Below are 17,049 nucleotides of genomic sequence, written 5' to 3'. Positions count from 1 at the left end.
ATGGTTCCCGCAACGGGGGCGGAACGGTGCGGATTTGTGCGGACGGGCTGCCCCGTACGCCCGTCATCCCGGCCTCGCGCCGGATCCAACGTGCCGCACATGCTGATGCCGATGCTTACGCGGAACCTTGGATCATCAAGTCCGGGATGACGAACGATCAGCCGATCGCCCGCCATCCGATATCGCGCCGGCAGAACCCGCTCGGGAAGTCCACCGCGTCCACCGCGGCATAGGCGCGGCGCTGCGCCTCGGCGACATCGCTGCCCGTTGCCGTTACCGCCAGCACCCGCCCGCCAGCCGCGACCAGCGCATCGCCATCCAGCCGCGTGCCGGCCTGGAACACCACTGCCCCGCCGGCCTCCGCCGCCTCGATTCCGCCGATCGCCCCGCCGGTTTCCGGCGTTCCCGGGTAACCCTTCGCCGCCATCACCACCGTCAGCGCCACGTCATCCGAGAAGGCCGGCGCCGGCATGTCCGCCAACCGCCCCTCGGCCACCGCCAGCAACGTCTCGACGAGATCGCCCTCGAACCGCGCCATCAGCACCTGGCACTCCGGATCGCCGAAGCGGACGTTATATTCGATCAGCTTCGGCCCATCCGCCGTCAGCATCAGCCCGGCATAGAGCACACCGACATAAGGCGTGCCCGACGCCGCCAGCGCATCGATCGTCGACCGCACGATCTCGCCCAGCGCGCGCTCCTCCAGCTCGGGCGTCAGCACCGCGGCGGGGGAATAGGCGCCCATCCCGCCGGTGTTCGGCCCGGTATCGCCATCGCCGACCCGCTTGTGGTCCTGCGCGCTGCCGAAGCTCGCGATCGTGGTGCCGTCCGACAGCACGAACAGGCTCGCTTCCTCGCCCTCCAGGAACTCTTCGATCACCGCCTCGGCGGGACCATCGGCGAACAGTGCACGCACCGCCTCCTCCGCCTCGGCGCGGCTCATCGCCACGACGACGCCCTTGCCCGCGGCCAGCCCGTCCGCCTTGATCACGCACCGCTCGCCGAAATCGTCGAGGCACGCGAGCGCGCCGTCACGCGTCGTCACGCGAAAATAGCGGGCGGTCGGAATGCCGACCCGCGCGCACAGATCCTTGGTGAAGCCTTTCGACCCCTCCAGCTTCGCCGCTTCGCGCCCCGGCCCGAACACCGGCACGCCGATCGCGCGGATATTGTCCGCCAACCCCTGCACCAGCGGCTGCTCCGGCCCGATCACGACGAGGCCAATCTGATGCCGCCGCACGAAATCGATCACCGCGCGGTGATCCGCCACATCCAGCGCCGGGATCGTCGCATGCGCGGCGATGCCGGGGTTGCCGGGCGCCGCATAGAGCGTATCTAGGCGGGGAGATTGCGCGAGTTTCCAGGCCAATGCGTGCTCGCGCCCGCCCGATCCGATCAGCAGGACGTTCATGCCAGACCCCTTTTTCGACGTTCCAGCGCGGCTGGTAGCGGACCCGATCCCCGGGGACAACGCCGCCGCCATGTCGGTGGGCGAGCTGTCCTCCCGCCTCAAGCGCGTGGTCGAGGGCGAGTTCGGCCATGTCCGCCTGCGCGGCGAGATTTCGGGCTACAAGCGCGTCGCCTCGGGCCACTGCTACCTGTGCCTCAAGGACGATGCCGCGGTGATCGACGGTGTGATCTGGAAGGGGCAGGCGTCTGCGCTTGCCTTCCGCCCCGAGGACGGCATCGAGGTGATCGCCACCGGCCGCCTCACCACCTATCCCGGCCGCTCCAAATACCAGGTCATCATCGAGCGGATGGAGCTCGCCGGCGCCGGCGCGCTGATGGCGCTGCTCGAACGCAACAAGGCGCGCTTCGACGCCGAGGGACTGTTCGCCAAGTCAAAGGCGCGCCGCCCGCTCCCCTTCCTGCCGCGCCGCATCGGCGTCGTCACCTCGCCGACCGGCGCGGTGATCCGCGACATCATCCACCGTCTGGAGGATCGCTGCCCCAGTCATGTGCTGGTCTGGCCGGTGAAGGTGCAGGGTGATGGCGCCGCGAACGAGGTCGCAGCGGCAATCCGCGGCTTCGATGCGCTCCCCGAAGACTTGCGCCCCGATCTTGTCATCGTCGCGCGCGGCGGCGGCTCGATCGAGGATCTCTGGGCGTTCAACGAGGAAGCGGTGGTCCGCGCCGTCGCCGCCTGCTCGATCCCGATCGTCTCCGCGGTCGGCCACGAGACCGACACCACGCTGTGCGACCACGCCGCCGACCTTCGCGCGCCGACGCCCACCGCCGCCGCCGAACTGGCAGTGCCCGTCCTCGCCGATCTGCGCCTGACCATCGCCGCGCACGGCCAGCGCACTGAACGCTGCGCGCGCCGCCATATCGAGCGCGGGCGCGAGCGGCTCGACGCCATGGCGCGCCTGCTGCCCACCCGTGACCGGCTGCTAGGGCCTCAGCGCCAGCTGGTCGACGATCTCGGCGCCCGCCTTGATCGCGGCCTCGAACGACGCGTGGTGCGTGCCCGCGGCGAGCTCGATCGCACCGGCGCTGTCCTCCGCCCCGCCCTGCTCCAACGCCGGCTTGAGGGCGCGCGCCAGCGGCTGGAGGATCTCGGCCGCCTGCTCGTCTCGGTCGATCCGGACGCGCCGCTCGCGCGCGGCTACGCCCGCATCACCGCAAAGGGTGGCGCGACGCTCACCACCACGGCCGCCGCAAAGAACGCCGGCGCCGTGACGCTCCACTTCCGTGACGGCACGCTGGACGCGCAGGTTGAGGGCGCGCGTGCCCGCTCCTATTCAAAGGCCAAGCCCGAACAGCCCACGCTGTTCTAGGGAGAGTTAGAGTATGCTGATGTCGAACACCGATCGCCCTGCCCGCCTCCATTACATGCCCAACGGTTTCCGCGTCCTGACGCCGGGCGACCATGTCACCTGCGCCGTCACAAGCGCACGGATCGCAATCGAGGACCTGCGCTATTGGGATGTCGCCAGCCAGCGCGCCTTTGCTAGCGCCGCGCTCGCCACGGAGGCGATGGCGCCGCAATGAAGCTTGCCGCCTGGCTCACCCTCGTGCCGCTGGCGAGCTGCGTCGCCCCGCCTGCGCAAGTACCGCCGCCGGCCGCACCACACCCGCCGGTAGCCACGCCTGCCCCGCCGCCTGCGCCGCTGCTGCCCGCGCGGTTCGATATGGCGGCGACGGGGAGCCAAGGCGGTTTGCTGCTCGGCACCGCGCCCGCCGGAACACAGCGGCTGACCAAGGATCAGGAGCCCATTCCGGTCGGCGCCGACGGCCGCTTCGTCATCGCCTTCGATCGCGACGCCGGCCCGTCATCCACCCTGCAGGCGCAGTTGCGCGACGGACGCACCGCGACGCACACGATCGCGGTTGCGCCGCGCGCCTGGCGGGTCGAGCGGCTGAACCGGGTCGCCAAGGTGCCGGTGCCCAGCGCCGATTTCCAGCGCCGCCGCCCGCCGGAATTGGCTCAGATCAACGCCGCGCGCGCCAAGTCGTCTGACGTGGACGGGTGGCGCCAGCGCTTCATCTGGCCCGTCACGGGCCGTATCTCCGGCCTGTTCGGCGCGCAGCGTATCTATCGCGGCGAGCCCGGCTCCTACCATTCTGGCGTCGATGTGGCGCGGCCCACCGGCACGCCAGTTGTCGCGCCGGCCGATGGCGTGGTGGTGCTCGCCGCCGCATCCCCCTTCACGCTGGAGGGCAACCTCCTGATCATCGACCATGGCATGGGTCTGAACAGCGCCTTCCTCCACCTGTCGCGGATCGACGTGACGCCTGGCGCGCGTGTCCGCCAAGGACAAACCATCGGCGCGATTGGAGCAACCGGCCGAGCGTCGGGCCCACATCTCCACTGGGCAATGAAGTGGCGAGACGCCCGGATCGACCCGCTGCTGATCACGGGGCCGATGCCGAACTGACCGCCGGCATGCCGGACCTGATCCGGGGTCCGGCTGCCCTTGCAACGTCCGAGAAGAAGCGGGATCGCGGACCAAGTCTGGGACGACGGGGTCAGGCGACCACCGCCTCCGCCTCCATGCACGCACACCCATCCTGATCGGTCGTCCAGAGCGCTACGGACCTTTCCCCCGCCAGGTTCAGCGCCGCCGCTCGATCGACGAACAACGGCCGAGCGCCACGGAATGAGAACCGTTGGAGCCGCGCGCCCGCCCGGCTGCGTAGCAAGTGATCGGCCAGCAGCATCGCCTGAAACGGCCCGTGCACCACCAAGTCGGGGTATAGCTCCTGTTCCATCGCATAAGCGCGATCGTAATGAATGCGATGCGCGTTGAAGGTCAGCGCGGAGAAGCGAAACAAAGCCGCTGCATCGAACGTCACCTTCCGCCGCGCGTCCGCAACGCGCGGGTCGGCCGGCGCGACTGGCGGCGTGCCGTTTCCGGCGCCCCGGAATACCAGATCCTGCTCCTCGACCACCGCGACCGTCCCATCCACGATCACGTCATGGCGCACGGTAACGAACGTCAGCCGCCCCGAGCGTCCATCCTTCACCTTGACATCCGTCACCAGGCTACGCCGAGACGCGCGCGCCCCGATGGGCAGCGGCGCATGCAAGGTGAGCCGCCCCCCGGCCCACATCCGTCGCGGCGCGTCGATTGGCGGCAGCGTTGCGCCGCGCGCCGGATGCCCATCCACGCCGATCGTCGACTGCGGCGCCTCGGGAAGGAAATAGAGCCAATGCGCCAGCGGCGGCAGCTCGCCCGCGGGCCAGTGTCCGCCGTCATGATCAAACAAACCGGCCAGCCGGCGCAGCGGCGCGGCGACGAGATCGTCCCGCTGTTCGCTTACCACTGGCGTCCAGTCGTCGAACTGCTGCATCGTTCCTCTCCCGCTCGTTGAAACAGCCCTAACCGTGCCACGCACGCCCGTCACCCCGGCCGCAGTCACCTTGAAGGCGAGGACAAGCCCGGCATGACGGAAGAGGTGAACTCCAGCATAGCGCCGGGCGTTCTCCCCGACATGGCACCCCAACACCGCGCCAGAGCCACGATCCGCATCGGCAAGCACGGCCGGCTCACGGCCCGCCTGGACATCACCAGTATCGGCCTTCTCGCGGTTGGCGCCCTGGTTTCCTCAATCCTGCTCTCCACCACCGTCCTCGTCCGAGCCTCGGTTCGCGAAGGCGCGCAGGCGAAAGCGATTCAACACTAGGCGGAACTAATACGGGTGGCTTATACCGGGGCAAAATAGGAGAGACCCCGATGGCAACCGCTCTGGCCGCCGAGAATCCGCCCCCCTTCAAGCGCCTGCCGCAAAAGGGCCCCGACATCACTGTCGAGCATCGCAACGACGGCACGATCCTGATCCGCTCGAACCACGCGATGGGCACCCCCGCCCGCTCGATCCCGCACATCCTAGCGGAACGCGCCGCGCTTCACCCCGAGCGCCCCTGGCTGATGCAGCGCGAGCCGAACCATGGCCCGTGGCGCGGCGCCACCTATGGCGAGGCGAAGCAGGGCGCCGACAGCATCGCGCAATGGCTGCTTGACCAGGGCCTTGGCCAGGGCGACGCCGTGCTGTGCCTTAGCGCCAATTCGGTCGCGCAGGGCATGCTGATGCTCGGCTGCTTCACTGCAGGCGTGCCGATTGCGCAGATCAGCCCGGCGTACAGCCTGATCTCCTCCGACCACGCCAAGCTGAAGCATTGCTTCAATACGGTGCGTCCGCGCGTGGTTTTCGCCGAGAATGCCGCCCAGTTCGCCCGCGCCTTCGAAACGCTGCGCAGCCTCGATCCGACCCTCGTCTTCGTCGCGGTTGATGGCGGTAACGGCACCATCCCCTTCGCCGCGCTTACCAGCACCCCCGCGACCGAGGCGGTTGACGCGGCCCGTGAGGCGCTGACGCACGACACCGTTGGCAAATATCTCTTCACCTCAGGCTCCACCGGCATGCCCAAGGGCGTGCCGCAGCACCAGGGCATGTTCGTCAATCTGATCGCCGCGCAGGAAGGGCTTCGCGATGATCCCGATCCGGTCGATCATCCGATTTCGCTCGACTGGATGCCGTGGGCGCATATTTCCGCCGGCACGATTCACTTCAACGCCAACATTGCCGGTGGTGGCACGATCTATCTCGATGAGGGCAAGCCGGTGCCCGGCCTGTTCGAGACGACGATCGCCAATTTGCGCGAAATTTCGCCGATGAGCTTCGGCTCAGCACCCGTCGCCTTCGCGATGCTGGCCGACGCGATGGAGCGCGATCCCACGCTGCGCCGCGCCTTCTTCAAAAATCTGCGCGGCATGGGGTATGGCGGCGCGACACTCTCCGACGACCTTTATGATCGCATGCAGGCGCTGGCGATCGCCGAAACGGGCGAGCGCATGCCCTTCACCACCATGTATGGCGCGACCGAGACGCTCGGCGTTACCGTCGTCCACTGGGCGTCCGAACGAGTCGGCCTGATCGGGCTTCCGCTGCCCGGCTCGACGCTGAAACTGGTGCCGAGCGGCGACAAGCTGGAGGTCCGGGTGAAGGGGCCAACTGTCACCACTGGCTACCACAATGATCCCGAAAAGACCGCCGCCGCCTTTGACGAGGAAGGGTTCTACAAGCTGGGCGACGCGGCCAAGTTCCTTGATCCGGAACGGCCCGAGCTCGGCCTCGTCTTCGACGGACGCGTAACGGAGGATTTCAAGCTCTCGTCAGGCACCTGGGTCTCGGTCGGCACGCTGCGACCCGACATCTGCGCGGCCTGCTCCCCCTATATACAGGACGTCGTCGTCGCCGGCCAGGACAAGCCCTATATCGCGATCCTCGCCTGGCCCTCCCCCGCCGCGCTCCAGACGCTGGCGGAGGCCGCACCCGGTGCAGATCCGATCCCGACGCTGGAGGGGCTGGTGAAGGAGAAACTTGAAGCCTTCAACGCCGCGGCAACCGGCTCCTCTCGCCGCGTCGGCCGCTTCGTCATCCTGCGCACGCCACCCTCGATCGATGCCGGCGAGATCACCGACAAGGGTTACGTCAACCAGCGCGCGACGCTTACCGCCCGTGCCGACCTGGTGAAGGCGTTGTTTGTGGATGACGCGGCCGAGGGGATCATCGACCTACGCGGCTGAACCGACCCTCCCCGTCCCAGGGGAGAATCATGGGTCACGGCTCGTCGCGGTAGATCGCCACCGTCGGCGCGCTACCCGCGCTGACCCGGCCACGATACATGCCCGGCGTGTTGTAGCTCCACGCCGTCGTACCCGCTGGCGTGTTGACGATCACACCACCGTCACCGCCCAGCGCCTTGACCCCCGCCATCACCGCGTCGGCGGCGACCTGTGGTGCGTCGCCCTTGAACCGGATGCGGGCGCAAATCTCATGCGCCACGCCCTCGCGGATGAAATACTCGCCCGCGCCCGTCGCGGAAACGGCGCAGGCGCGATCGTCGGCATAGGTGCCCGCGCCGATCACCGGCGCGTCACCGATCCGGCCCCAGCGCTTGCCGGTCATCCCACCGGTCGAAGTCGCCGCCGCGACATGGCCGTTCGCATCACGCGCCACCGCGCCGACCGTGCCGTATTTGTGGTCCACGTCGATCGCCGACAGCTTCTTGGCCTTGAGCGTTTCCAATTGCTGGCGCCGCCCGGCCGTCCCGAACCAGGAAGGATCGGCCTGTTCCAGCCGCTGCTCGCGCGAAAATGCGTCGGCACCTTCGCCGGCAAGGAAGACGTGGTCGCTCTTCTCCATCACCGCCCGCGCAAGGCTGACAGGATGGCGCGTGCGGGTGACGCCGGCGACGGCGCCGGCTGCGCGGGTGCGCCCGTCCATGATCGCCGCGTCCAGTTCATTGCGCCCCTCCCAGGTGAACACCGCGCCGCGTCCAGCGTTGAAGTGCGGATCGTCCTCCAGCACGTGGATCGTCGCTTCCACCGCGTCCACCGCGCTGCCGCCCTTGTCGAGCACCGCCGATCCCGCCGCCAGCGCCGCCTTCAACGCGGCGCGGATCGCCTTGTCCTGTTCGGGGGTGAGCTTGTCCCGCTCGATCGTTCCGGCGCCGCCGTGAATCGCGAGCGACCAGCGCGGCGCCTCTTCGGCAAGGGCCGGGATCGAGAAAAAGGCGAGAAGGATCGGTAGAAATTGACGCATAATACCCCCTTTTACACGATTGCCGGCCGCGGATCCGGCTTCTCCGGCGACGAACGATGTAGCCGCAAGCCGATCAGCGGACGCAGCCAAGGTATGCGGCGGCCGATGAGGTAAAAGGCCCAGCAGCCCGCCACCGTCGCCGTGACGAGGATGACGAAATCGATTGCCAACGGCAGGTGCGCGAGGAGCAGCCAGTAGGCGACGACGACGATGATCGTCTGGTGGATGATGTAGAACGGGAACACCGCCTCCGTCAGCATCGGCCGCCAGCGACTATCGCGGTTCCAAAAGGTCTCCGCGATGCCGATCAGCGCCGCAATCGCCATCCAGCCCTCCACCCCGCGCGCAAGGCTGAAGACCGTGCCGAACGGCCGCGGGGTGACGCGATATTCGGCAAAGGCGATCTGCACCCCGGCGACCACCAGATAGGCGAGGATCGCCAGCGCGGCGCTCACTTTCCACCAGCGCGCAAAGGTGGCGATCACGCGCTCGCTGCCGGCCATGGCGAAGCCGAACAGGAACATCGGAAAGTAGGTCGCATGCGCCACCCAGTCGCCGACCAGCGCATGAGTCTCTCGCGCGCCTGGAAAGAGCACGCCGCTGACCATCATCAACCACGCCATGGGCAAGATCAGCGCGCCGACACCGCCGAACAGGCGGTCGAACACCCGCTGCACCCAGCGACGAACGCTGCCGAGGGCGATGGCAAGCGATGCGGTAAACAACAGGGTATAGACCCACAGATAGACCACGAACCAAAGGTGGTTCCACGCGGGCAGGTACAGCCCGGCGATTGCCTGAAAGCCAAAATATTCGCCCGTCCAGAAGGGCAGGAACGCGCCGGTATAACCATGCTGCGTCACCAGCTCGACCCAGGCCTGCGGCGGGACGATCACCGCCATGCCGAAGGCGAGCGGGATCAGCAGCCGTGCCGTTCGGTTGCGCACGAACGGCCAGGGCCCGGTGTGCCGCACGAACAACGCGCGGCTGGCATAGCCCGACACCACGAACAGCAAGGACAGCCGCCACGGGTTGGACAGCATCATCGGCACCGTCAGCCATTGCTCGGCCGCGAGCTTGGCGTGAAAGCCCCATGGCACGAAGACCATGCCGATATGATAAAGGATCAGGATCGCGAAGGCCCCCACGCGGAGCCAGTCGAGGCCATAGTGCCGCTGCATCGCGGGAGCCCTAGCAGCTTCGCAGGACAGCGACCATCAGGAGACGCGGCCGATCATCCGAAGCGCGAACCGCACGCTGGCGATACGCAAGCGCGTCGCCCGTTCCGCTTATGCCCCGCTCACCAGCAATTTGTCGATGCGTCGCCCGTCGAGATCCACCACCTCAAAACGCCAGCCCTGTTCGACGAAGCTTTCGCCCTCCGTCGGCAAATGGCGGAACACGGCAAGCGCGAGGCCGGCGACCGTGGCATAGTCGCGATCCTCGGGCAGATCGATGCCTAGGCGCTCGGCAAGCGAGTCGGCCGCCATGGTTCCCGCGACCAGCAACGAACCATCCTCGCGCTCGACGATATTGGGGCCATCACCCGGCTCGGCATCCGACGCGAACTCGCCGGCGATCGCCGCGAGCAGATTGGCCGGCGTCACAATGCCTTCGAAATGCCCGTATTCATCGTGGATCAGCGCCATCGGCACATCGGCACGACGCAGAGCGTCGAGCGCGTCCATGGCGTCGATCTGATCGACCACGAACGGCGCCTTGCGCGCCAGCTTCGTCAGGTCGAGCGTTTCGCCGCGGGCGAGCGCCGCAGCGACGTCCCGCGCCTGCACCACGCCGATCACCGCGTCGATCGAGCCATTCGCCACCGGCAGGCGGCTGTGCGGCGTTGTCAGCAGCTTGGCGCGGATCGCCGCATCCTCGCAGGCCGAATCGAGCCAATCGACCTCGGTGCGCGGCGTCATCACTTCGCGCACCGGGCGATCGGCGAGCCGCACCACACCCGAGATGATCGAGCGTTCATGCTCCTCAATCACGCCCGACTTGCTCGCCTCCGCGACGATCAGGTGCAATTCCTCGGCGGTGACATGCTCCTCCGATTGGCGATTGAGCCTGAGCAGGCGGAAGATCAGCCCGCTTGATGCGTCGAGCAGCCAGACCAACGGCTTGGTGAGCGTCGCCAGCCACGTCATCGGCAGCGCAACCCAGGCCGCGACGGGCTCCGGATTGCGCAAGGCGATCTGCTTGGGAACAAGCTCGCCAACGATCAGCGACGCGTAGGTCGTGAGGCCGATGACGATCGCGAACCCGATATTGTCCGCCAGGTGACCGGGCACGCCGAGCGCTTCGAGCCGCGCGGCCGTCGGGTTACCCAGGCTGGCGCCCGAATAGGCGCCGTTGACGATGCCGATAAGGGTGATGCCGATCTGCACCGCAGACAGGAACTTGCCGGGATCGGCGGCCAAGTCGATCGCGGCGCTTGCGCCTTTCCGCCCGGCGCGCACCATGGCTTCGAGGCGGGCCTTGCGGGCGGAGACGATGGCGAGTTCACTCATCGCAAAGACGCCGTTCAAGGCGACCAGCGCAAGGATGATGAGGACGTCGATCCAGGGGAACGGCGGTAACATGGTGTGATGCCCTTTTGGCGGCATTTGTCGCGGGCCACAACTGCCTGTGTCAGTTCTGGTTCAGCACGGAGGCGGAACAAGCCGCACTGCGCCGGGGTTTTCACCTGCGGCACGAGTCAAAGGGGAATTTGAATGCGAGTGAAATCTGCGTTGATCGCGGCGATTGCCGGAGGGGCCCTGGTGGCGACCGCGGGCTGCACCACCGATCCGGTGACGGGTGAGCAGCGGATCTCCAAGGCAGCGATCGGCGGCATTGGCGGCGCACTGGGTGGCTATCTCCTGGGTGATCTGGTCGGCGGGCGGCGCGATCGTACCGAGAAGATCGTCGGCGCGGGCATCGGCGGCATCGCCGGCGCGGGCATCGGCGCCTATATGGACAAGCAGGAACGAGACCTGCGCGCACGCACAGCCGGCACGGACGTGCAGGTGATCCGCCAGGGCGACGACCTGCTGCTCAACATTCCGAGCGGGATCAACTTCGCTTATAATTCGGCCACGGTGCAACCGCAGTTCCAGCGCACGCTGGATCAGGTGGCCGACGTGCTGGGCGAATATAACCGCACCTATATCGATGTTTACGGTCACACCGATTCGACCGGCAGTGATGCGTATAATCAGGGCCTGTCGGAGCGGCGCGCGCAGGCAGTAGCCAATTATCTCGCCGGGCATGGCGTGGAGAACGCCCGCATCGGCACCCGCGGCTTTGGTGAAACCCAGCCGATCGCCACCAACGAAACCGAGGAAGGCCGCGCCGCCAATCGACGGGTGGAGATCAAGATCGTCCCGATCTCGGAGAATGAAGTGGGCTACCGCGGCTAACTCGTTCGCGCAGAGGCGCCGATAATGCGGAGAAGATAAGGGATATCGCCTGGGGCAGTCCCGGCTTCTACCGTTCGGGCTGAGCCTGTCGAAGCGCTGCGCTTTCTTCGGAAGAGGAGCAGCCCTTCGACAAGCTCAGGGCCAACGAAAGAGACCGTGACCTTTCTGCGGCCCGAGCGCTGCGGCACGCGCGCTCCGCGCGAACCGCCTTCTTCCATCTCTTCGCCGCGTCGCGCGGATCATAACCGCCGCGCCGCGAAGAACCCCCGCAGCAGATCAGCCGACTCGGCAGCCCCGATCCCCGGGTAAACCTCCGGCCGATGATGGCACGTCGGCTGCCCGAAGAACCGCGGCCCGTGCTCCACCGCCCCGCCCTTCGCATCCGCCGCGCCATAATAGACCCGCCGAACCCGCGCATGCGAGATCGCCCCTGCGCACATCGCGCATGGCTCCAGCGTCACCCAGAGATCGCAATTCTCCAGCCGGTCGCGACCGAGCGCCTGTGCGGCCGCGCGCATCGCCAGCATCTCGGCATGGGCCGTGGGATCGTTGAGGCGACGCGGCGCATTGGCTGCCGTGGCGATCACGACGCCTTCCAGCGTCACCACCGCCCCCACCGGTACCTCCCCTTCAGCAGCGGCAAGACGCGCCGCGTCGAGCGCAGCGCGCATGGGGACCGGGAGGGGGAACATACCCCTACTCTACGTCAGGCGAGGTCGGTCTGGAACCTCTCCAACATCATCATGCCAGGCTCCTCCCGGCATGACGGCGCGCGCTTACTGCGTGGGCGTCGGCTCCGCGCCCGGACGCTCCACCTCGACTTTGGGCACCTCGATCACCTTCCGCTCGGTGCCAAGGTCGATCTTGCCGACATCAGCCTTGAACTCGGGCGCCTGCCCGCCCTCGATTCGCGGCAGCTGCGCCGTTTGGGTCTGGTCGATGTTGATGAAGCCGGTCACCATGCCCGCCAGAATCACGAGGGCGGCGATGCCGACGAGGACAAGCAGGGTGCGCATGGGTATCTCCGGATCGATTCGCTGACGCAACAACGATCGTTGATCCAGGTAAGTTGCGTCGCGCAGCGCTTGACGATTCGGTGACGCGCCGTTAGTGGCGCCGACTTTCCGGGCCAACCCGAAACTCAGGATCTGAACCATGTCGCGCATTTGCGAGCTGACCGGCAAGGGCCGGCAGGTGGGACACAATGTTTCCCACGCCAACAACAAGACCAAGCGCACCTTCTTGCCCAACCTGCAGAACGTGACGCTGATGTCCGATTCGCTCGAGAAGAGCGTGCGGCTTCGCGTGTCGACCCACGGCCTGCGCTCGGTGGAGCACAATGGCGGCCTCGACAATTGGCTGGTGAAGACCAGCGACGAGAAGCTGTCGCTGCGTGCCCGTCGCCTCAAGCGTGACGTCGTCAAGAAGCGCGCTGCCGTCGCTGCCTGAACGGGCGCGTTGGTAACGTGACGATGGCCTGCCGCCCTCCGGGGCGGCGGGCCTTGTCGCGTTGGTGGATCACCAGCGTCGGGAACCGCCTCAGTCTGCCAAAGCGAATTTCAGCAGATAGGTCGGCCGCCACGGCATGCCGTCATTATCGGTGACGATCCACAGCATCGTCCGCTTCCCCTCGCGCGTTACCGTCAGGCCTTCGGCATTTTCTCCAATGATCGGCGGCGCCAGCGTGGCGATCACCTGGCCCTCCACATCCGCTCCTCGCCGAAGCGCAGCACGCGGTACGCGCAGCAGCTTGGCGGTGAAGCGGAAGGGATATTGGAACCGGCGCAGCAGCACGAGCAGATCGCCGTTGGGCAGTTCGGCCGCATCGCTGGGATGATAACGCAGCGGAACCCGCAGCCGCAGGGGCGTGACGCGCGTGCGCGAATCGATCGGATCGCCTGAGAACAGCAGCATGTGCCGCGTGCGGCGGTCCGGCTTGCGCTCCGCAATGGCGACGAACCGGCCATCGCGCAGGCGCACGAGCGATTCGGCGCCCTGGTTCACCTCCCAGTTTCGCATCTCCTCCGGCCTCGCTTGCCCGGCCGGACGCGTGAGGTCTGGCGAATAGCGCCAGATCTCATTGTCGGTTTCGAAGCTGACCCAGACGGTGCCCGTCGTCGGATCGAGCGCCAGCGATTCGCTGTCGCGATCGCGGCGGTGCCAGCCGATGCCTGGCCCATCGGGCAGCACATGGCCGCGCGGATCGACCACCGTTCCTTTTCGCAGCGCGAGGCTCAGCACATTGCCCCCGTCGTTGAGGAGCAGCGCACGCCCCTCGCGGATCGCAAGCGCCGAGAACCCGCCAAAGGCCGCATCATAGCTATGCAACGTCACGCCGCCGACCGGCACCAGCGCCCCGATCCGCTGCGGCCAGCCTCCCTTCGGCACATAAGGTTCGGCACGGACGACGGGAAAATCGCCGATGGTCGGCAGCCGCTCGTCACCGGCATAGCGCGGCACCACCAGAAGGACGGCGAGGATCGAGGGCAGCCAGCGCACGCGCCGCGCCTTAGCCGCTTCATACCTGAACCGTCGATAACGAGCGCATTCAGGCATTGCTCAATGCGAATCGGCCAAAAGCGTTTTCATCGAGGCGGCATCCGCCCTCTCGGATGAAATTGAGACGGGAGACCAACCATGTTCAAGAAGCTTTCGCTCGCAGGCGCCGCTCTCGCGATGAGCACGGTCGCCCTGATCCCCGCCGAGGCGTCGGCCCAGCGCTGGGGTGACCGCTACGAGCGCCAGTATCGCGGCTATGACGGGTATCGCGGCTACGACAATCGCCGCAGCTATCGCGGCTATGATCGCGGCTATCGCAACCAGCGCTGCAACAGCGGCACCACCGGCGCGATCGTCGGCGCGATCGCCGGCGGCCTGCTCGGCCGCACTATCGACAGCCGCGGTGACCGCGCACTCGGCACGGTGCTCGGCGGCGTCGGCGGCGCGGTCGCCGGCAATGCGATCGAGAAGTCGAACAACCCCCGTTACTGCCGCTGATGCGGTGCAGCGGCCGGACGCCGGCCGCTGACGAGATGGCCCTTTAAGGCCTGAGTATCCCTCGTGTAGTGTTTGAGGGCGCGGGCCCGCTTCCCACAAGGAAGCGGGCCCGTTGTTTTTGGCGCTTCTGGAGACCACCCTGTTCCCGTTCGTCCTGAGCTTGTCGAAGGACGTGCCAAGAGGGGTGTCGTGTGGGGGCACGCACTTCGACAGGCTCAGTGCGAACGGGGAAAGGAATTGACACCGAGCAACAGTGAGTTGTTCGCCGGTTAAGGCCGCGCTATATCTGCGCCCATGCAGCACAACCGTGCCATCACCACTACCAACACCCCGGTCACCCGGGGGCGGTCGCTCGCGCACTAAGCGCGGACGGCCAGCTCGCCCGGGAACGGGTGGGCCGGCGTCCCCTCTCGTTCCTGCATTCACCGGACGCTCTTTTCGCGCGCGGCCCGCTCGCCTAAGCGCATCGGCATTGCAGGGAAGTCCAAGATGAACATGCTCTCGATCACGCTTCCGGACGGCTCGGTACGCGAGGTGCCGCCGGGATCGACGCCAATGGACATCGCCGCCGCGATCGGCCCCGGCCTTGCCAAGGCGGCGATCGCGGCGCGCGTCGATGGCGAACTGCGCGACATCAATCGCCCGTTCGACGGCAGCTCGCATCTCGCGCTGGTCACCAACCGCGACGAGGCCGATGCGCTTGAGCTCGCGCGCCACGACTACGCGCACGTCCTCGCCGAGGCGGTTCAGGCGCTGTTCCCGGGCACGCAGATCACCTTCGGCCCGGCGACGGACGACGGCTTCTATTACGATTTCGCTGCCCCGGCGGATCGTGGCCCGTTCACCGAGGAGGATCTGCCCGCGATCGAGGCCAAGATGCGCGAGATCATCGCGCGTGACGAGCCGCTGATCCGCGAAGTCTGGTCGCGCGCCGACCTGATCGATCGCTGGACCCAGCAGGGCGAGACCTTCAAGGCCGAATGGGCCGCCGAACTGCCTGAAGGCGAGGAACTGACGGTCTATCGCGCCGGCAAGGGCGAGGACGCGTGGCTCGACATGTGCCGCGGGCCGCACCTCGCCTCGACGGGCAAGCTCGACCCGCAGGCGTTCAAGCTCACGCGCGTGTCGGGCGCCTATTGGCGCGGCGACCAGAAGAACGCGATGCTCAGCCGCATCTACGGCACCGGCTGGCTCAACAAGAAGCAGCTCGACGCGCACCTCACGATGCTGGAGGAAGCCGCCAAGCGCGACCATCGCAAGATCGGTCAGGAGATGGACCTGTTCCACCTCCAGGCCGAGGCGCATGGCAGCGTCTTCTGGCACCCCAAGGGCTATATGATCTGGCGCCAGCTGGAGGCCTATATGCGCCGCCGGCTCGACGCGGCGGGCTATGAGGAAGTGAAGACGCCGCAGGTGATGGACGCGCGCCAGTGGGAGCGTTCCGGGCACTGGGGCAAGTATCGCGAGAACATGTTCGTCATCCCCGACGAGGTGCCCAACGTCTCCGACGAGGGCGCGCTCGTCTCGCCGGATGCGGACTGGATGGCGCTGAAGCCGATGAACTGCCCGGCGCACGTTTTGATCTTCCGCCAGGGGATCAAATCGTACCGCGACCTGCCGATCCGCATGGCCGAGTTCGGCTGCTGCCACCGCAACGAGCCGCATGGCGCGCTGCACGGCATCATGCGCGTGCGCCAGTTCACGCAGGACGACGCACATATCTTCGTGCGCGAGGACCAATTGGTCGACGAGGTGGCGAAGTTCATCGACCTACTCGACAGCGTCTATCAGGATCTCGGCTTCACCGATTATGCCGTGAAGCTGGCGCTGCGCCCCGAGAAGCGCTTCGGCGACGATGCGATGTGGGACAAGTCGGAGGACGAGTTGCGCCGCGCGGTGATGGCGTCGAACCTGCCGCAGGCGATCAAGGACGGGTTCGAGGAGCTGGAGGGCGAAGGCGCCTTCTATGCGCCCAAGCTGGAATTTCACCTCACCGACGCGATCGGGCGGACGTGGCAGGTCGGCACGATCCAGTCCGACCGCGTGCTGCCCGAACGGCTCGACGCGAGCTATATCGGCGAGGATGGCGAGCGCCACCGCCCGGTGATGCTGCACCGCGCGATCCTCGGCACGTTCGAACGGTTCCTCGGCATCCTGATCGAGCATCACGCCGGCCGCTTCCCGCTGTGGCTGTCGCCGGTGCAGGCGGTGGTGGCGACGATCGTGTCCGAGGCGGACGATTATGCCGAGGTGGTGCGCGCCAAGCTCGCCGCCGCCGGCCTGCGCGTCGAGACCGACCTTCGCAACGAGAAGATCAACTACAAGGTGCGCGAACACAGCCTCGCCAAGGTGCCGGCGCTGCTGGTGATCGGCAAGCGCGAGGCGGAGGAAGGCACCGTCGCCGTCCGGCGGCTGGGGTCGCAGGGTCAGGAGATCGTGGCGCTCGACGAGATCGTCGCGCGGCTGGTTGAAGAGGCGAAGGCACCGGATCTGGTGTGAGCGGAAGGGGGAGGGAACTCCCCCTCCCCATTCGTGCTGAGCCTGTCGAAGCACATGCCACGCAGCGCCAACGCCTGCGGCACGCCCCTCGACAAGCTCA

The 17,049-nt window shown here is 67.2% G+C and carries 17 protein-coding genes; 9 read left to right on the top strand and 8 right to left on the bottom strand.

Annotated elements, in window-relative coordinates; genetic code table 11:
* Positions 1–157: 157 nt before the first annotated feature.
* Positions 158–1,411: a phosphoribosylamine--glycine ligase gene (gene purD / locus SPHI_RS06510; protein WP_076744085.1), complete on the bottom strand. Its 1,254-nt coding sequence runs from the start codon at positions 1,409–1,411 to the stop codon at positions 158–160.
* Here purD and xseA point away from each other — a divergent pair.
* From xseA to SPHI_RS06495, 3 genes are read left to right on the top strand one after another with little or no spacing between them, the layout of a single operon-like run.
* Positions 1,410–2,777: an exodeoxyribonuclease VII large subunit gene (gene xseA, locus SPHI_RS06505; protein WP_076744084.1), complete on the top strand. Its 1,368-nt coding sequence runs from the start codon at positions 1,410–1,412 to the stop codon at positions 2,775–2,777. The genes purD and xseA overlap by 2 nt on opposite strands.
* 13 nt (positions 2,778–2,790) lie before the next feature.
* Positions 2,791–2,991, top strand: coding sequence for a DUF2093 domain-containing protein (locus tag SPHI_RS06500; protein ID WP_076744083.1), 201 nt, complete (start codon positions 2,791–2,793; stop codon positions 2,989–2,991).
* Positions 2,988–3,878 (top strand): M23 family metallopeptidase, encoded by an 891-nt coding sequence (locus tag SPHI_RS06495; protein WP_076744082.1) that lies wholly within the window; start codon positions 2,988–2,990, stop codon positions 3,876–3,878. Before SPHI_RS06500 ends, SPHI_RS06495 begins: the two co-directional genes overlap by 4 nt.
* Positions 3,879–3,969: 91 nt before the next feature.
* Here SPHI_RS06495 and SPHI_RS06490 read toward each other — a convergent pair whose 3' ends face one another.
* Positions 3,970–4,794, bottom strand: a complete 825-nt coding sequence (locus SPHI_RS06490; protein ID WP_076744081.1) for an FAS1-like dehydratase domain-containing protein — start codon at positions 4,792–4,794, stop codon at positions 3,970–3,972.
* 93 nt (positions 4,795–4,887) lie between these two features.
* Between SPHI_RS06490 and SPHI_RS06485 the strand changes: the two genes are divergently transcribed.
* Together SPHI_RS06485 and SPHI_RS06480 are read left to right on the top strand one after the other, a co-directional pair.
* Complete coding sequence (locus SPHI_RS06485) at positions 4,888–5,127, top strand: hypothetical protein (RefSeq protein ID WP_076744080.1); 240 nt, start codon at positions 4,888–4,890, stop codon at positions 5,125–5,127.
* A gap of 50 nt (positions 5,128–5,177) precedes the next feature.
* On the top strand, positions 5,178–7,031 hold the full coding sequence (locus SPHI_RS06480) for an AMP-binding protein (RefSeq protein WP_076744079.1): 1,854 nt from the start codon (positions 5,178–5,180) through the stop codon (positions 7,029–7,031).
* Positions 7,032–7,065: 34 nt separating this feature from the next.
* Here the strand turns inward: SPHI_RS06480 and SPHI_RS06475 are convergent, their stop codons facing one another.
* The 3 genes from SPHI_RS06475 to SPHI_RS06465 all read right to left on the bottom strand — a co-directional run bounded on the left by SPHI_RS06475 (position 7,066) and on the right by SPHI_RS06465 (position 10,634).
* Entirely contained in the window at positions 7,066–8,049 is a 984-nt protein-coding gene (locus SPHI_RS06475; RefSeq protein WP_083719863.1) for an isoaspartyl peptidase/L-asparaginase family protein, read from the bottom strand.
* An 11-nt stretch (positions 8,050–8,060) separates the two neighbouring features.
* Positions 8,061–9,230, bottom strand: coding sequence for an acyltransferase family protein (locus SPHI_RS06470; protein ID WP_076744078.1), 1,170 nt, complete (start codon positions 9,228–9,230; stop codon positions 8,061–8,063).
* A 108-nt stretch (positions 9,231–9,338) separates the two neighbouring features.
* A complete protein-coding gene (locus tag SPHI_RS06465; protein WP_076744077.1) occupies positions 9,339–10,634 on the bottom strand; it encodes a hemolysin family protein in 1,296 nt (431 codons plus the stop codon).
* A 132-nt stretch (positions 10,635–10,766) separates the two neighbouring features.
* Between SPHI_RS06465 and SPHI_RS06460 the strand changes: the two genes are divergently transcribed.
* Positions 10,767–11,453: an OmpA family protein gene (locus tag SPHI_RS06460; RefSeq protein WP_076744076.1), complete on the top strand. Its 687-nt coding sequence runs from the start codon at positions 10,767–10,769 to the stop codon at positions 11,451–11,453.
* A gap of 239 nt (positions 11,454–11,692) precedes the next feature.
* Here SPHI_RS06460 and SPHI_RS06455 read toward each other — a convergent pair whose 3' ends face one another.
* Both SPHI_RS06455 and SPHI_RS15240 read right to left on the bottom strand, forming a co-directional pair.
* A complete protein-coding gene (locus SPHI_RS06455) occupies positions 11,693–12,145 on the bottom strand; it encodes a nucleoside deaminase (RefSeq protein WP_233130750.1) in 453 nt (150 codons plus the stop codon).
* Between the two features lie 84 nt (positions 12,146–12,229).
* Entirely contained in the window at positions 12,230–12,610 is a 381-nt protein-coding gene (locus SPHI_RS15240) for a hypothetical protein (RefSeq protein WP_233130748.1), read from the bottom strand.
* Between SPHI_RS15240 and rpmB the strand changes: the two genes are divergently transcribed.
* The gene (rpmB, locus tag SPHI_RS06445; protein WP_076744073.1) at positions 12,609–12,902 is read left to right on the top strand and encodes a 50S ribosomal protein L28; all 294 of its coding nucleotides are present in this window, start codon (positions 12,609–12,611) and stop codon (positions 12,900–12,902) included. The genes SPHI_RS15240 and rpmB overlap by 2 nt on opposite strands.
* A gap of 90 nt (positions 12,903–12,992) precedes the next feature.
* Here rpmB and SPHI_RS06440 read toward each other — a convergent pair whose 3' ends face one another.
* A complete protein-coding gene (locus tag SPHI_RS06440; protein WP_076744072.1) occupies positions 12,993–13,952 on the bottom strand; it encodes an esterase-like activity of phytase family protein in 960 nt (319 codons plus the stop codon).
* Positions 13,953–14,090: 138 nt separating this feature from the next.
* Here SPHI_RS06440 and SPHI_RS06435 point away from each other — a divergent pair, with 138 nt between their 5' ends.
* Positions 14,091–14,450 carry a glycine zipper 2TM domain-containing protein gene (locus SPHI_RS06435; RefSeq protein WP_076744071.1) on the top strand — a complete coding sequence of 120 codons (360 nt, stop codon included), beginning with the start codon at positions 14,091–14,093 and terminating at the stop codon, positions 14,448–14,450.
* 495 nt (positions 14,451–14,945) lie between these two features.
* Positions 14,946–16,949 (top strand): threonine--tRNA ligase, encoded by a 2,004-nt coding sequence (gene thrS / locus SPHI_RS06430; RefSeq protein ID WP_076744173.1) that lies wholly within the window; start codon positions 14,946–14,948, stop codon positions 16,947–16,949.
* Positions 16,950–17,049: the final 100 nt, after the last annotated feature.

Source organism: Sphingomonas jeddahensis, from assembly GCF_001981525.1.
GTDB classification, from domain to species: domain Bacteria; phylum Pseudomonadota; class Alphaproteobacteria; order Sphingomonadales; family Sphingomonadaceae; genus Sphingomonas; species Sphingomonas jeddahensis.
This window is presented reverse-complemented; position numbering and strand designations above follow the sequence as displayed.

Excerpts from the sequence above, each read along its gene's own strand:
- xseA (WP_076744084.1), top strand. The coding sequence starts at position 1,410 with ATGCCAGACCCCTTTTTCGACGTTCCAGCGCGGCTGGTAGCGGACCCG.
- purD (WP_076744085.1), bottom strand. The coding sequence starts at position 1,411 with ATGAACGTCCTGCTGATCGGATCGGGCGGGCGCGAGCACGCATTGGCC.
- SPHI_RS06500 (WP_076744083.1), top strand. The coding sequence starts at position 2,791 with ATGCTGATGTCGAACACCGATCGCCCTGCCCGCCTCCATTACATGCCC.
- SPHI_RS06495 (WP_076744082.1), top strand. The coding sequence starts at position 2,988 with ATGAAGCTTGCCGCCTGGCTCACCCTCGTGCCGCTGGCGAGCTGCGTC.
- SPHI_RS06490 (WP_076744081.1), bottom strand. The coding sequence starts at position 4,794 with ATGCAGCAGTTCGACGACTGGACGCCAGTGGTAAGCGAACAGCGGGAC.
- SPHI_RS06485 (WP_076744080.1), top strand. The coding sequence starts at position 4,888 with ATGACGGAAGAGGTGAACTCCAGCATAGCGCCGGGCGTTCTCCCCGAC.
- SPHI_RS06480 (WP_076744079.1), top strand. The coding sequence starts at position 5,178 with ATGGCAACCGCTCTGGCCGCCGAGAATCCGCCCCCCTTCAAGCGCCTG.
- SPHI_RS06475 (WP_083719863.1), bottom strand. The coding sequence starts at position 8,049 with ATGCGTCAATTTCTACCGATCCTTCTCGCCTTTTTCTCGATCCCGGCC.
- SPHI_RS06470 (WP_076744078.1), bottom strand. The coding sequence starts at position 9,230 with ATGCAGCGGCACTATGGCCTCGACTGGCTCCGCGTGGGGGCCTTCGCG.
- SPHI_RS06465 (WP_076744077.1), bottom strand. The coding sequence starts at position 10,634 with ATGTTACCGCCGTTCCCCTGGATCGACGTCCTCATCATCCTTGCGCTG.
- SPHI_RS06460 (WP_076744076.1), top strand. The coding sequence starts at position 10,767 with ATGCGAGTGAAATCTGCGTTGATCGCGGCGATTGCCGGAGGGGCCCTG.
- SPHI_RS06455 (WP_233130750.1), bottom strand. The coding sequence starts at position 12,145 with ATGTTCCCCCTCCCGGTCCCCATGCGCGCTGCGCTCGACGCGGCGCGT.
- rpmB (WP_076744073.1), top strand. The coding sequence starts at position 12,609 with ATGTCGCGCATTTGCGAGCTGACCGGCAAGGGCCGGCAGGTGGGACAC.
- SPHI_RS15240 (WP_233130748.1), bottom strand. The coding sequence starts at position 12,610 with ATGGTTCAGATCCTGAGTTTCGGGTTGGCCCGGAAAGTCGGCGCCACT.
- SPHI_RS06435 (WP_076744071.1), top strand. The coding sequence starts at position 14,091 with ATGTTCAAGAAGCTTTCGCTCGCAGGCGCCGCTCTCGCGATGAGCACG.
- thrS (WP_076744173.1), top strand. The coding sequence starts at position 14,946 with ATGCTCTCGATCACGCTTCCGGACGGCTCGGTACGCGAGGTGCCGCCG.